This window comes from Streptomyces sp. NPDC044921, from assembly GCF_056432865.1.
The window spans coordinates 1-13,994 of record NZ_JBWKIF010000017.1; the positions used below are offsets into that span (position 1 = coordinate 1).

11 protein-coding genes and 1 pseudogene are annotated in these 13,994 nt (G+C 70.2%); 7 read left to right on the forward strand and 5 right to left on the reverse strand.

Annotated elements, in window-relative coordinates; genetic code table 11:
• Window positions 1-92 precede the first annotated feature (92 nt).
• Window positions 93-1,097 (reverse strand): ROK family protein, encoded by a 1,005-nt coding sequence (locus tag AC07DA_RS24990; protein WP_479130428.1) that lies wholly within the window; start codon window positions 1,095-1,097, stop codon window positions 93-95.
• Window positions 1,098-1,279: 182 nt separating this feature from the next.
• A pseudogene (locus AC07DA_RS24995) lies at window positions 1,280-1,744 on the reverse strand (winged helix-turn-helix transcriptional regulator); the annotation flags it as partial.
• Between the two features lie 56 nt (window positions 1,745-1,800).
• Between AC07DA_RS24995 and AC07DA_RS25000 the strand changes: the two are divergent.
• From AC07DA_RS25000 to AC07DA_RS25010, 3 genes are all read left to right on the forward strand, one after another.
• Window positions 1,801-2,916, forward strand: a complete 1,116-nt coding sequence (locus AC07DA_RS25000; RefSeq protein WP_479130429.1) for a Gfo/Idh/MocA family protein — start codon at window positions 1,801-1,803, stop codon at window positions 2,914-2,916.
• Complete coding sequence (locus AC07DA_RS25005; protein WP_479130430.1) at window positions 2,913-3,440, forward strand: heme-degrading domain-containing protein; 528 nt, start codon at window positions 2,913-2,915, stop codon at window positions 3,438-3,440. Before AC07DA_RS25000 ends, AC07DA_RS25005 begins: the two co-directional genes overlap by 4 nt.
• 85 nt (window positions 3,441-3,525) lie before the next feature.
• Window positions 3,526-4,392 carry an LLM class F420-dependent oxidoreductase gene (locus tag AC07DA_RS25010; protein ID WP_479130431.1) on the forward strand — a complete coding sequence of 289 codons (867 nt, stop codon included), beginning with the start codon at window positions 3,526-3,528 and terminating at the stop codon, window positions 4,390-4,392.
• Window positions 4,393-4,574: 182 nt separating this feature from the next.
• On the opposite strand, the gene AC07DA_RS25015 is transcribed toward AC07DA_RS25010, so the two are convergent.
• The 3 genes from AC07DA_RS25015 to AC07DA_RS25025 all read right to left on the reverse strand — a co-directional run bounded on the left by AC07DA_RS25015 (window position 4,575) and on the right by AC07DA_RS25025 (window position 6,715).
• Complete coding sequence (locus tag AC07DA_RS25015; protein ID WP_479130432.1) at window positions 4,575-5,432, reverse strand: fumarylacetoacetate hydrolase family protein; 858 nt, start codon at window positions 5,430-5,432, stop codon at window positions 4,575-4,577.
• 146 nt (window positions 5,433-5,578) lie between these two features.
• Window positions 5,579-6,289: a YidC/Oxa1 family membrane protein insertase gene (locus AC07DA_RS25020; protein WP_479130434.1), complete on the reverse strand. Its 711-nt coding sequence runs from the start codon at window positions 6,287-6,289 to the stop codon at window positions 5,579-5,581.
• A gap of 114 nt (window positions 6,290-6,403) precedes the next feature.
• Entirely contained in the window at window positions 6,404-6,715 is a 312-nt protein-coding gene (locus tag AC07DA_RS25025) for a DUF6412 domain-containing protein (RefSeq protein WP_479130435.1), read from the reverse strand.
• 250 nt (window positions 6,716-6,965) lie between these two features.
• Here AC07DA_RS25025 and AC07DA_RS25030 point away from each other — a divergent pair, with 250 nt between their 5' ends.
• The 4 genes from AC07DA_RS25030 (at window position 6,966) to AC07DA_RS25045 (ending at window position 13,986) form a co-directional block, all read left to right on the forward strand.
• On the forward strand, window positions 6,966-8,441 hold the full coding sequence (locus tag AC07DA_RS25030) for a glycoside hydrolase (RefSeq protein WP_479130436.1): 1,476 nt from the start codon (window positions 6,966-6,968) through the stop codon (window positions 8,439-8,441).
• 118 nt (window positions 8,442-8,559) lie between these two features.
• Window positions 8,560-9,576 (forward strand): SEC-C domain-containing protein, encoded by a 1,017-nt coding sequence (locus AC07DA_RS25035; RefSeq protein ID WP_479130437.1) that lies wholly within the window; start codon window positions 8,560-8,562, stop codon window positions 9,574-9,576.
• 238 nt (window positions 9,577-9,814) lie between these two features.
• Window positions 9,815-12,964, forward strand: coding sequence for a DEAD/DEAH box helicase (locus tag AC07DA_RS25040; protein ID WP_479130438.1), 3,150 nt, complete (start codon window positions 9,815-9,817; stop codon window positions 12,962-12,964).
• 38 nt (window positions 12,965-13,002) lie between these two features.
• Window positions 13,003-13,986 (forward strand): SRA domain-containing endonuclease, encoded by a 984-nt coding sequence (locus AC07DA_RS25045; RefSeq protein WP_479130439.1) that lies wholly within the window; start codon window positions 13,003-13,005, stop codon window positions 13,984-13,986.
• Window positions 13,987-13,994 lie beyond the last annotated feature (8 nt).

The following is a 13,994-nucleotide window of genomic DNA, read 5'->3' on the forward strand; positions in this document are numbered from 1 at the left end:
GCTGGAACAGTTCCCACAGCTCGTCCGGCACCATGCGCTCGACCATCACCACACGGTGCAGACTACCCAGGCACGCCAAATGAGACGACGTCTTAGCCGTCGCCCCGTCCGAACACCGGCCCCAGCACCAGCTGGGCCGCTCCCACCGCCACGGCTCGCCCGCCGCCCGGCGCGAGCCGGACGGGGACCACGTCCTGGCCCGTGCGCCGGGCCCGTTCCTCCAGGACCGCACCGACCCCGCGGACGAACGGCTCCGGCGCCGAGGTCACCGTGCGGCCGCCCAGCAGGACCACGTCGATGTCGAGCAGGCCCACCAGGTTCGCCGCCCCGGCCCCGAGCACCCGCGCCGCCTCCTCGACGTCGCCGCGCGCCACCGCACCGAGGCACAGGGCCTCCAGGCAGCCGCGGTCACCGCAGGTGCACGGCGGGCCGTCGAGCTGGATCACCTGGTGGCCGAACTCACCCGCTCCGGTCCTGGCCCCCCGGTGGACACTGCCGCCGATCACGAGCCCGGCTCCCAGCCCCGTACCGAGGTGCAGGTAGGCGAAGGAGCCGCCCTCTCCCCCGACGGCCAGTCCGAGGGCCGCGGCGTTGGTGTCCTTGTCGACCACGACCGGTACTCCGAGCCGCCCGGCCAGGGCCTCCCGCAGGGGAAAGCCGTCCCACTCGGGGAACCCCGTCACCCGGTGCAGCACCCCCCGCGCATGGTCGAGCGGCCCGGGCAACACGACCCCGGCCCCGAGCAGGGCCACGTCCCCCCTGCCCGGCAACGCGCCGGGCAGCGCCGCGCCGACTCCGCGCGGGATCCCGGCCGTCGGCAGCGCGTCGGCCCGACCCGGCGGGGGGCCGGCCACGCCGCCCGGCGGCACCTCGCCCGATCCACCCGGCGGGGCCGCCCCGGCCCCGCCCCGCGGCGCCACGTCCTCCCGACCCGGCGACACCGCCTCACCTCCGCCCGGCAGCGCCACGTCCACGCCCACCCCGCGCGACGACACCGCCTCACTCCGGCCCGGCAGCGCCACGCCCACCCCGCGCGACGACACCGCCGCACCCTCACCCGGCAGCGCCACCTCCACGCCCGCTCCACCCGGCGGCAACGCCTCAACCCCACCCGGCGACGCCCCGCCCGGCTTGCCCGGGAGCGCCGCGCCGGGGCCGCACGGCGCCACTCCGTCGCCCTCCCCGGGCAAACCCCGGCCGGGGGGGGGGGGGGGGGGGGGGGGGGGGGGGGGGGGCGCCCCCCGCCGCGGCCCCCCCCCCCCCCCCCCCCCCCCCCCCCCCCCCCGGCCGCCAGGACCGCGGCCACCGCATCCGTCACCGCACCCAGCACGGCCTCCGCCCCGGCCCCCAGGTCCAGCGCGGTCCGCCGCTCCCCCACCACGGCCCCCCGCAGATCCACAAGTACGACCCGCAACTCGTCGCGGTCCAGATGGACGCCGACCGCGTGTCCGGCCTCCGGCACCAGGCGCAGGACCGTGCGGGGCTTGCCCCCGGTCGACGCCCGCCGCCCCGCCTCCGCGGCCAGCCCGTCCTCCCGCAGCCGTGCCGTGATCTTGCTGACGGCCTGCGGGGTGAGCCCGGTCCGCTCGGCCAGTTCGAGCCGGCTGATGCCCTCGGCCCCGGCCCTCCGCAGCAGGTCAAGCACCAGCGCCGTGTTGTGGCTGCGCAGGGCGGGCAGATTCGCCCCGGCCCCGGTCCCGCGCCTGCCGACCCCTCCGGCCGTACCATCGTTCGCCCTGTTCACGCCTCCATTGTCCCCGGCGCTTGCACTTTGGCAACAGCGTTGCGAAAGTGGACGGCATGACTGGCACACCCCTCGGCTCACTCTCCGGCTCACCCTCCGGCACGGCCCCCGGCTCGCCCCTGCGCGTCGGCCTCGTCGGCTACGGCCTCGCCGGCTCCGTCTTCCACGCCCCGCTGATCGCCGCCACCGAGGGCCTCGTCCTCGACACGGTGGTCACCTCGAACCCCGAGCGGCAGCAGCAGGCCCGCGCCGAGTTCCCGGACGTACGCCTCGCCGCCTCACCGGACGAGCTGTTCGACCGGGCCGCCGAGCTGGACCTGGTCGTCGTCGCGTCCCCGAACAAGACGCACGTACCGCTCGCGACCACCGCCATGGAGGCGGGCCTGCCGGTCGTGGTCGACAAGCCCGTCGCGGGCACGGCCGCCGAGGCCCGCGCGCTCGCCGCCCTCGCCGAGGAGCGCGGACTGCTCCTGTCCGTCTTCCAGAACCGCCGCTGGGACAACGACTTCCTGACCCTGCGCAAGCTGCTCGCCGAGGGCGAGTTGGGCGACGTCTGGCGGTTCGAGTCGCGCTTCGAGCGCTGGCGTCCGAAGCCGAAGGGCGGCTGGCGGGAGTCCGGCGACCCGGCGGAGATCGGAGGTCTGCTCTACGACCTCGGCAGCCACGTCGTCGACCAGGCCCTGGTCCTCTTCGGCCCGGCCGCCGCCGTGTACGCGGAGACGGACGTCCGGCGCCCGGGCGCCGAGACGGACGACGACACCTTCATCGCGCTCACGCACGCGAGCGGCGTCCGCTCCCACCTCTACGTCTCCGCGACGACCGCCCAGCTCGGCCCCCGCTTCCGCGTCCTGGGCTCGCGGGCGGGCTACGTCAAGTACGGCCTGGACCCGCAGGAGGCGGCCCTGCGCGAGGGGCGGCGCCCCGGCCCGGACTGGGGCACCGAGCCCGAGTCGCAGTGGGGGCGCGTGGGCTCCGGCGAGTCCCCGGTGACCGGCGGCGGCCGCCCCGAACCGACCCTCCCGGGCGACTACCCCGCTTACTATGCGGCCGTGGCGCAGGCCCTGCTGGCGGGCGCCCCGAACCCGGTGACCGCGCTGGAGGCGGCCGCCGCCCTGGACGTACTGGAGGCGGCCCGTCGTTCGGCCCGCGAGAAGACGGTGGTGACGCTGTGACGCACAAGAGCCCGCACGGTTCCTCGCACAACCAGGAGCTCACCCCCAAGTTCCATCCGGAACTCACCCCGAGTCTGGAGGAGCTGGAGAAGGAGGAACGCCGCCTGGTGTTCCGCCAGTTCACCCACGACGACGCCTGGGCGCTCGGTTCGCTCCTGGTGGAGCTGGCCCGGGAGCGGCAGGCCCCGGTCGCCATCGACATCCACCGCGCCGGCCAGCAGCTCTTCCACGCGGCGCTGCCCGGCTCGACGCCCGACAACGACGCCTGGATCGCCCGCAAGCGCCGGGTCGTGGAGCGCTACGGCTCGGCCTCCTACCTGGTCGGCGCCCGCTTCCGCGCCAAGGGCACCACGTTCGAGGAGTCCTCGCGCCTCGACCCCGACACCTACGCGGCGCACGGCGGCTCCTTCCCGATCACCGTGGAGGGCGTGGGCGTGATCGGCGCGGTGACGGTGTCCGGCCTGCCGCAGCTGCAGGACCACCGGCTCGTGGTGGAGGCCCTGGAGCAATTCCTCGGCGCCTAGGCCACTTGGAATCATCACCGGCTCCCTCCGGTTGGCACCTGCGTACACGTGATCGAGCAGGCGTCCACCGGAGGGAACCGAACAGATGAGCACTCCCGTGAAGGAAGCGGTCGGCAGGTACGGAATCTGGAGCATGGCACTGCGCTCGGAGGACACGGACCGCCGCGGTGAACGGGCCGAGGCCGCCGCCGAACTGGAGGAACTCGGCTTCGGTGCCGTCTGGCTGGGCGGCAACAGCTCCGCGGCCAACGCCGCCCCGCTGATCGAGGCGACGTCGACGCTGACCGTCGGCACCAGCATCCAGAGCATCTGGCAGCACGAACCGGACGCCGCCGGCACGGCGTTCGCCGAGCTGGAGTCCGCCCATCCCGGCCGTTTCGTGCTCGGTCTCGGCGTCAGCCACGCCAAGCTCGCGGAACAGTACCGCCGCCCGTACTCGGCGCTGGTCTCCTACCTGGACCGCCTGGACGCCGCCGGGGTGCCCGCCGACCGCCGGGTCCTGGCCGCCCTCGGTCCCAAGAGCCTGAAGCTGACGCGCGACCGTTCGGCCGGGGCGATCCCCTACCTGGTCACCCCCGAGCACACCGCCCACGCCCGCGAGGTCCTGGGCGACGGCCCCCTGCTCGCCCCCGAACTGGCGGTGGTCCCGGAGACGGACCCGGCCCGGGCCCGCGCCCTGGCCCGGGAGTTCCTGGCGTTCTACCTCTCCCTGCCGAACTACACCAACAACTTCCTCCGCCACGGCTTCACGGAGGAGGACCTGGAGGACGGCGGCAGCGACCGCCTCGTCGACGCCCTGTTCGCCTGGGGCGACGAGACGGCCGTCCGCGCCAGGATCGACAGCTTCTTCGAGGCGGGCGCGGACCACGTGGCCCTCCAGGTGGTCGACGGCGCGCCGGGCGACACCCTCCCGCGCAAGGCCTGGCGCGACCTCGCGGCGCTGCTGGGCTGACGCCCCCGGGGCGCGGGGAACGTCGCGACCGGCCACGGACTGCCCGCAGCCGGAGGCCGGTCGCGGACTACCCACAGCCGGAGGCCGGCCGCGGTTCCCCGCTCGCCACGGAAACCGGCCGCGGTTCCCCGCTCGCACGGAAACCAGCCACGGTTCCCCGGCCCACCCGGCGGACGGAGCGCCTACGCGTCCTTGAACTCCTGCCGCTGCCGCCCCAGCCCCTCGACCTCCAGCTCCACCACGTCCCCGGCCCGCAGGAACGGCTTCGGCTCCGGCGCCCCGAGCGCCACCCCCGCCGGCGTCCCGGTGTTGATCACATCGCCCGGGTACAGCGTCATGAACCGGCTGAGGTACCGCACGACCTCCCCCACGGGAAAGATCTGCTCGGCCGTCGTCCCGTCCTGCTTCAACTCGCCGTTGACCCACAGCTTCAGCGAGAGGTCCTGGGGGTCGGCCACCTCGTCCGCCGTCACCAGCCACGGCCCGAGCGGGTTGAACGTCTCGCAGTTCTTGCCCTTGTCCCAGGTGCCGCCCCGCTCGATCTGGAACTCCCGCTCGGACACGTCGTGCGCCACGGCGTACCCGGCGACGTGCGCCAACGCCTCCTGAGCCGACTCCAGGTACCGGGCCGTACGTCCGATGACGACGGCCAGTTCGACCTCCCAGTCGGTCTTCAGCGACCCGCGCGGCACCAGGACGGTGTCGTTCGGTCCGACGACCGTGTCGGGCGCCTTCATGAAGACGACGGGCTCGGCGGGCGGCTCGGCGCCCGTCTCCCGCGCGTGGTCGTGGTAGTTCAGCCCGATGCAGACGATCTTGCCGATCCGCGCCAGCGGCGGCCCGATCCGCAGCCCGGTGGCGTCCAGCACGGGCAGTTCCCCCGCGTCGGCGGCCGCCCGGAGGCGGCCGAGCGCGTCCTCGTCGGCCAGCAGCGCGCCGTCGATGTCCGCGACGACGCCCGACAGGTCCCGCAGGGTCCCCTCGGCGTCGAGCAGCGCGGGCCGCTCCGCCCCCGCCGTACCGACTCGCAGCAGCTTCATGATCCGTCTCCCTCGATCGCGGGCGCCCGCCCGATGCGCGGCCCGGATGCGGCGGGGGAGCCATCGGAGGACTGGTCGATCCTCCAAGCTCGGCGTTCGCTCGGCAATACCCCGTTCACGTACTGGACCGTCACCTCACCGGCCGGCTACCGGTACAGCACGGCCCGCTCGACGGCACTCCACGTCGTACTGGTCACCACGTAGAGCGCGGCGGCCAGCGGCACCACCGCCACGGTGACCAGCGTGAAGAACGACAGGAACGGCATCACCCCGGTCACCGCCGCCAGCCCCGGGACCCGCTCCCCCGTACCGGCCGCGACGACCGGGTCGGCGGCCATCATGCGCTTGCTCAGGCGGTAGCTGAACGCGGCGACGCACGCGACGACGGCGAACAGCACGGCGTACACGAGCCCAGCCCCGCCGAGGAGCCCGTCCTGGAGCACGTCGGCCCACCGCCCGCCCAGCGGCGCGGCGAACAGCTCGTGGCCGAGCAGTTCGTTGGCCCGCCCGCCGATCGTGTCGCTGGAGAACAGGTGGTACAGCAGGAAGAACGCGGGCACCTGCAGCAGCCCGGGCAGGCAGCCGGCCAGCGGCGACACCTTCTCCCGCGCGTGCAGCTCCAGCACGGCCCGCCGCAGCCCCTCGGGGTTCTTCGCGTGCTTCCTCCGCAGCTCGGCGATCTTCGGCTGCAGCGCGGTGCGGGCCTTCTGGCCGCGCGCGGCGGCCCGGGACAGGGGGTGGACGAGGAGTCGTACGAGCGCGGTGAACAGGACGATCGCGGCGGCGGCAGCGGACGCGCCGAACAGCGGCTGGAGCAGGTCGGCGAGTCGCTCGACCAGGGTGGCGAAGACGGACATGGGTGAGCCCTCCGGGGGTCTCGTCGTGCCGGATCGGGACAGGCGGCATGACGACCCGCGCGGGGACGGCTCCCTGAAGGGCCGGTGGAGGTCCGTGAACTCCCGGGAGGTTCCCTACGCGACGGTCGCCCGGAGGGGGTGACCGGGTGCGCGCGGACGGGTGCGCCCCCGGGCGTCGGGATCGCGCTGGGGCAGGAAGGCCGTACGGCGGTCGCGGTCGCGGATGGCCGTACGGACCCGGGTGCGCGGCACGGCGGGCGCGCAGCGGGAGGCGACGACGGCGCACAGCGCGAGGGCGGCCGAGGCCGTGGCGGTCGCGGCCAGGGCGACGGTGGCGGAGAGGCTGCCGGTGTCGAGCAGCGCCACCTGGACGATCAGGAGGAGCAGCGCGAGAGCGGGACGCAGAGCCGTCCGACCGCGGTTCACCGGCTGCCCCCTCTCGTACGCGTGTGTGCCCTGCCGTCGGTTATACAGGATCACCCTCCCGTGCGGACGCGGCACTTCCTAAACGGGTTTGAGAAACCCCCGTCGTAACTCTCGACAACCCACCCGCCACACCCGATGCTTCTCGATGCCACCGGCCCGTCACCCCGCACGGGCCGGCACCCGTGACGCCGGTCCGGGAACCGGCGCCTGCCCCGAAACCCTCTGGGCCCGAATCCCTTACGGAGGAGCCGTGATCCGACGCAGATCCCTGCTGGCCGCAGCGGGGGGTACGTTCCTCGGCAGCGCCCTGGCGACGGGCACCGCGCACGCGGACGCCACGATCGCCGTCAACCCGTCGACCACGTACGGCACGTGGGAGGGCTGGGGCACCTCCCTCGCCTGGTGGGCCAACGTCTTCGGCGCCCGGGACGACTTCGCCGACCTGTTCTTCACCACCAAGTCGGTGACGTACAACGGCAGAACGCTCCCCGGCCTGGGCCTCAACATCGCCCGGTACAACCTCGGCGCGTGCAGCTGGAACAGCGTCGGGGGCGAGACCATGGTGGAGTCGCCCAACATCCCCGGCTTCAAGCAGATCGAGGGCTTCTGGCAGGACTGGAACAACGAGGACCCCTCCTCCTCCGCCTGGAAGTGGACGGCGGACGCCAACCAGCGCGCGATGCTGGTCAAGGCCACGCAACGGGGCGCGATCACCGAACTGTTCGCCAACTCCCCGATGTGGTGGATGTGCAGCAACCACAACCCCTCGGGCGCGGCCGGCGGCGGCAACAACCTCCAGACCTGGAACTACCGCCAGCACGCCTCCCACCTGGCGGCCACGGCCCTGTACGCGCGGAACAACTGGGGGGTGAACTTCGCGACGGTCGACCCCTTCAACGAGCCGGCCTCCACCTGGTGGACCGCGACCGGCACGCAGGAGGGCTGCCACATGGACCCGGCCGTCCAGGCCGCCGTCCTCCCCCACATGCGCAGCGAACTGGACAAGCGGGGCCTGACGAACGTCCGGATAGCCGCCTCGGACGAGACGAACTACGACACGGCCCGCTCCACCTGGGCCTCCTTCGGCTCGTCGACGAAATCCCTGGTCTCCCAGGTCAACGTGCACGGCTACCAGGGCTCGGGCGGGCGACGCGACCTGCTCTACACGGACGTGGTGACGACGTCCCGCAAGAAGCTGTGGAACTCCGAGACCGGCGACAGCGACGGCACCGGACTGACCATGGCCTCCAACCTCTGCTACGACTTCCGCTGGCTGCACCCCACGGCGTGGTGCTACTGGCAGGTCATGGACCCCACGGCGGGCTGGGCGATGATCGCCTACGACCCGAACACGCTCCAGCCGACCACCGTCCAGACCAAGCACTACGTCATGGCCCAGTTCAGCCGCCACATCCGCCCCGGCATGACGATCCTGGACACCGGGGTCGGCTACGCCGTGGCGGCGTACGACGCGCAGTCCCGCCGCCTGGTCCTGGTCGCCGTGAACACGGCCACCACACCCCAGACCCTCACCTTCGACCTCTCCCGCTTCACGACGGTGACGGGCGGCTCCGCAGGCCTGGTCCCCCGCTGGAACACGGTGACGACGGGAGGCGGCGACCTCTACACCCCCCGCTCGGACATCCGCCTGTCCGGGAAATCGGTCAGCGTCCCCTTCGCCGCGAAGTCGGTCCAGACCCTCCACGTCGACGGTGTGACGCCCTAGCGGGCCCCGGCGACGGTTCGGGGCGGGCCGTGGAGCCCTGGTGACGAGCGTGCGCGCGGACACGGTCCGGCCTGCGCATCCCTCACGCTCGTCACCTCGCGGCAGTACGGTGTCCCCCATGCGCCCCGACACGCCTGCCGAGAACGTCGACCACACCGCCGAGGCGGCACGCCTGGAGCGGACCGCCGGCCTGTACCCCGAGGACGCCGAGGCCCTGCTGCTGCGGGCGGCGGCCCACCTGGAACTCGCCGGCGACCGCCCCACCGCGACCAAGCTCTACGACCGCCTCCTGTCCTCCCCCGAGTCCCTGGACCACCCCCACCTGGTGCGGGCCTTGAAGGCCTCGAACCTCTGGGAGTACGGCCACGAGGCCGAGGCCAGGGCGATCATCGACGGCGTCCGGGCGGCGGCCCCGCGGGACCCGGCGCCCTGGGTGATCGTGGCCGAGGCCCTGGAGTCGCACGACGAGCTGGAAGCGGCGCACGACACCTTCACGGAGGCCGTGCGCCTCCTCCTGACGGACGTGCCGCGGCCCCCGCAGCCGACCCACCCCCTGCTCTTCGGCCGCCACCGGGTCCGCCGGATGCTGGGCCGCTCCCACGACGAGTGGGACGCCCTGGCCGACACGGTCCACTCCCTCCCGGTCTCCCTGGACGAACTGCACGACCCCAAGCGCGTGTGGTCCCTCGGCTCGGAGAACCCGGCGGAGCTGGAAGCGGAGATCCTCCGCCTCCGCGCGGAACTGGGCGCCTACCGCGAGGCCCTCTCCCGCCCGTTCCCGGTGGCGATCCTGCACTGGCCGGCGGCGGAACTGACGGAGCTCCTTCAGGCGTATCCGGCCCTGGCCGAGGAGTACCCCTCCCACGGCGAACACCTCGCCTCGATAGAGCACGCCCTGCGCGAACTCTCCGCCTCCGGCACCCCGAACCTGGGCATCGTCACGGGCACGGTCCCGTCGTACGAGGCCTTCGCGGCATCGGAGGGCTCCTCCCCCGGCGACGCGACACTCCTCCCCCAGTACGCCACGACCCTGGCGGCCCGGGGGCGCGCGGTGGCGTGGCCGCCGCAGGAGGGGGCGGGGTGCTGGTGCGGGTCGGGGCGGACTTACGGCGAGTGCCACGGCAGCACGGACTGATCCCGCCCGGGGCCGACCACCACGACCACCGACGGAGCGCCGCTGAACCGCCCGGCGTACGCGAAACCGCTGCCGCGCCCGCCACGCCGAGCGGCCGGCAGCACACCTCCGCGTCACGAGAGCCTGGCCCTCAGCTCACCTGGCCATACAGCCCGTGCGTGTGAGTCGTTGCTGTTAGAACTGATCCTTATCGCCACGAGATCGTCTGCGTGGGAGTAAAGGATCAGGGGGATCAGGCATGGCCGAAGCAGCCGACCAGCCGCAGCCCATCGCGGGCGTCTACGAGAAGCTGATCACCAGCGACCTCCAGGACGAGCTAGAACAGTTCAAAGCCGCTGGCTGGACGGCCATTGACGCTGAGGTCACACCTGAATCCGCCCCCCACGTCCTGGCCCGCTACATCAGTGAAGCCGTCGGCCACAAACTGAGCCAGCTACGCCCCGAAGACCGAGTCACGGTAGCGAACCGCATCCTCGCTTCCCTTGCTGAGAGCGCCTGCGAGCAGAACGAGACAACAGGTCCGAGCACCATCGCCGAGGGTCCTCGCCAGTTGCTGACGCTCGCCCAACAGGAAGCTCCAGGCGTCTATGCACTGCGCCCTCTCACGCCCCTGTCCGAAACGTCCCTGATCACCAATGCTCCCGAAGATCTCAGCCTCGGTGCAGAACTGAGGGCGGAACTCGCCACCGCCGATCGCATTGACCTGCTCTGTGCCTTCGTGAAGTGGTACGGCATTCGTGTCCTTGAGGATTCCTTGCGTGCCGCGAAGGAACGGGGGGTGCCGATCCGTGTCATCACGACCACGTACATCGGTGCGACCGACCGTCACGCACTCGACCGCCTGGTCCGCGACTTCGGTGCCATCGTCAAGGTCAACTACGAGATCCGATCTACGCGGTTGCACGCCAAGGCGTGGCTGTTCCGCCGCCGCACGGGCTTCGATACGGCGTACGTCGGCAGCTCGAACCTTTCGAAAGCAGCGCTCCTGGACGGCTTGGAATGGAATGTCCGGCTGTCTTCTGTCGCCACACCAGCCGTACTCAACAAGTTCGAGGCGACCTTCGACGCCTACTGGAGTGACTCCGCATTCGAAACGTATGACCCTGACCGCCACGGCGCACGTCTCGACCAAGCCCTGGCTCAGGCGGGAGGTAGCACCTCCACCACCGACCTGAAGATCAACCTGTCTGGACTGGAAGTACGTCCCTTCCCCTACCAGCAGGACATGCTGGAACGCCTACGGGTGGAGCGCGAGCTCCGAGGACGCAACCGCAACTTGTTGGTCGCCGCCACCGGTACAGGCAAGACCGTCATGGCGGCTCTGGACTATCGGAGCCTCGCCAAGGGCTTCCCTCACCGCCGGCCGAAACTGCTGTTCGTGGCACACCGCAAGGAAATCCTCAAGCAGTCTCTCCGCACCTACCGAGAGGTACTCGACGATGCCTCGTTCGGTGAGTTGCTCTACGGCGGAGAGGACCCGCAAGCGTGGAACCACGTCTTTGCCAGCGTTCAATCTCTCAACATCCGACGTCTTGAAGAACTGGCCCCGGACCACTTCGACATCATCGTCATCGACGAGTTCCATCACGCCACGGCGACCACCTACCGGCGGGTCATCGACCACTTCAAGCCCAAGCAACTACTCGGTCTGACCGCTACCCCCGAGCGGATGGACGGGCGCAATGTGCAAGACGAGTTCTTCGATGGCCGCATCGCAGCCGAGATGCGCCTCTGGGAGGCCCTGGAGAACGACCTGCTGTGCCCCTTCCATTACTTCGGCATCCCCGATGGGACAGACCTGACGAACCTCACTTGGCAGAAGGGCGCGTACGCGGATCAAGACCTCGGAAACCTCTACACAGGCAATGAGGCGCGTGCTCGGATTGTCGTCAAGCAGATCCAGGACAAGGTCTCCCAGCCCGGAACCATGCGCGCGCTGGGCTTCTGTGTGGACAAGAAGCACGCCCACTTCATGGCGGACTACTTCGAGAGGGCCGGTTTCCAGGCAACGGCCCTCACCAGTGACTCTCCTGCCGCAGTGCGAGCTCAAGCGCTCGCTGATCTGCGGGAAGGGAAGCTGCAGGTCATCTTCTCCGTGGACCTCTTCAACGAGGGCCTCGACATCCCTGATGTCGATACGCTCCTCCTCTTGCGTCCCACCAACAGCGCTACGGTCTTCCTCCAGCAACTCGGCCGCGGGCTGCGGCGTACTGAAACGAAACCTGTTCTCACCGTCCTTGACTTCATCGGCCAGCATCGGGCGGAGTTTCGCTTCGAGGAGCAGTTCCGGGCGCTAACGAATCTCTCCAGGAACCGTCTCGTCGATCACATCGAGCATGACTTCCCGCTCCTGCCGTCCGGGTGCCAGATCATCCTGGAAGGCAAGGCCAAGAACTTGGTGCTCGACAACATCCGCACGCAGCTCAATGCGAACGTCAAGACCTTGGCCAAAGAGGCCAGGGCTTACGAGACACCGCTGCTGGCGGACTACCTGCGGGAGAGCCGCAGGGAGCTCAAGGAGCTGTACAAGAGCGACAACTCCTGGACCTCTACTCTGCGCCGAGCTGGTCTCATCACGACCGCCGCCCCCGCGGGCGAATCGGCGCTCCTCAAGCGTGTCCACGCTTTCCTGCACGTGGATGACCCTGACCGAGCCAACGCCTACCTCCGCCTCCTGGCCGACGAGGTACCGCGCTACGACGATCTAGACCGCACAGACCAGGCATACGCCCGCATGCTCTTCTTCAACCTGTGGGACAACGCGGGCGGTTTCACCAGCTACCAGGAAGGCTTCGACTCGCTACGGGACCAGCGCGCCGTCCGCGATGAACTTCGACAAGTCCTGTCCTACGTGGTCGACCAAGCAGACCACTTCCCGATCCCGCTAACTGGCAGCCACCGTCAGCTGCCGCTCAGGGTGCACTGCTCCTACAACCGCTCCGAAATCCTGGCCGCCCTGGGGGTGGCCCGCCTGGGCGGGCAGATGCCCAGGTCCTTCGCTCAGGGCGTGCAGTGGGTTGAGGAGTTGCAGACAGACGCGCTCCTGATCACGTTGGAGAAGAACGAGAAGGACTTCTCCCCCACTGTCCGATACAAGGACTACGCACTGAGCCCAACGCTCTTCCACTGGGAGTCACAGAACGCAACGGCCGCGAACTCCCCCACTGGCCTGCGGTACCAGCACCATGCCGAGCGGGGCAGCCACATCTTGCTCTTCGTCCGCCGCTACACGAGCACCGACATCGGCAAGTCTCAGCCGTGGATGCTCCTAGGCCCCGCGACCTACGAGGGCCACACGGGGAGCAAGCCCATGGCGATCACGTGGCGGCTGGAGCACAAGCTGCCTGCCGACGTGTGGACGTACGCAGCCATCACTGCCGGGGGTTGAGCAAGTCCAGTGTCAGAGCGGTCAGTTAACGTCATGGCATGGACTTAGCTTCGATCAAACCTGGGCTGCTGACCACCCGCTCGGCGATGCACGAACTGTTCGGCGGAGGTAGCCAAGGGGGGATCATCATCCCCAAGAACAGCCCGACCATCCTCATCTACACGGATCACGACAGCGGTAAGAAGTACGGCTACGAGGACGGTTGGCTGGAGGAAGAGGACGGGTTCGGTCCGGTCTTCGAGTACACGGGGCAGGGCACCCGCGGTGACCAAACGTTTCTGGGACACCGCGGGTCTCGTAACGCCGCGGTTCTGTCCCACGCAGAGGCCGGCAAGTCACTGCGCGTCTTCATGGCCGCGGGGAAGGTCCCCGATCCGACCTCGGCCGCTAAGCAGCAGCGGTACGTGGGCGAGTTCGAGCTGGACGCACAGCTGCCGTACACACTACGTGAGGCACTCGACGAGGAGCGTAAGCCTCGTCTCATCATCGTTTTCCGACTACGCCCCAAGGGCGACTTCGAGCGCCTTGCCGAGGACGTCATTACGCGTGCGGAAGTAACCGACCCCCAACGGGTCTCCGCTGAAGTAGTCACCACCACATTGGTGGAGCCGAAGAGGAAACGAGCCTCGGAGAGCAGGCGGGCTGCGCAGCCAAGCCTGATCGCGGACTTGCGTCAGGCAGTGATGCGAGAGCAGTACCTCGCGGAGCTCACCAAGCGCGGTCACGATGTCGGCGCATTCCAAATCAAGATCTCAGGCACGACCACCATCCTAAAAACTGACCTCTACGACGCCACCGAGCACGAACTCTACGCCATAAGAGGAGCGAATAGCCGCGAGGAGATAAGGATGGCCGTTGGCCAACTCAAGGATTGCGCGCGACACATCAGACCGAAGAACCCAAAGCTGACTGCACTGCTCCCCGACAAGCCGCAGGATGACTTGGTCAACTTCCTCCACGCAGAAGGAATCGACCTCGTCTTCGGTGACACCAATGGCTACACGAGATGCGCAGCACAGTAGCGATACCG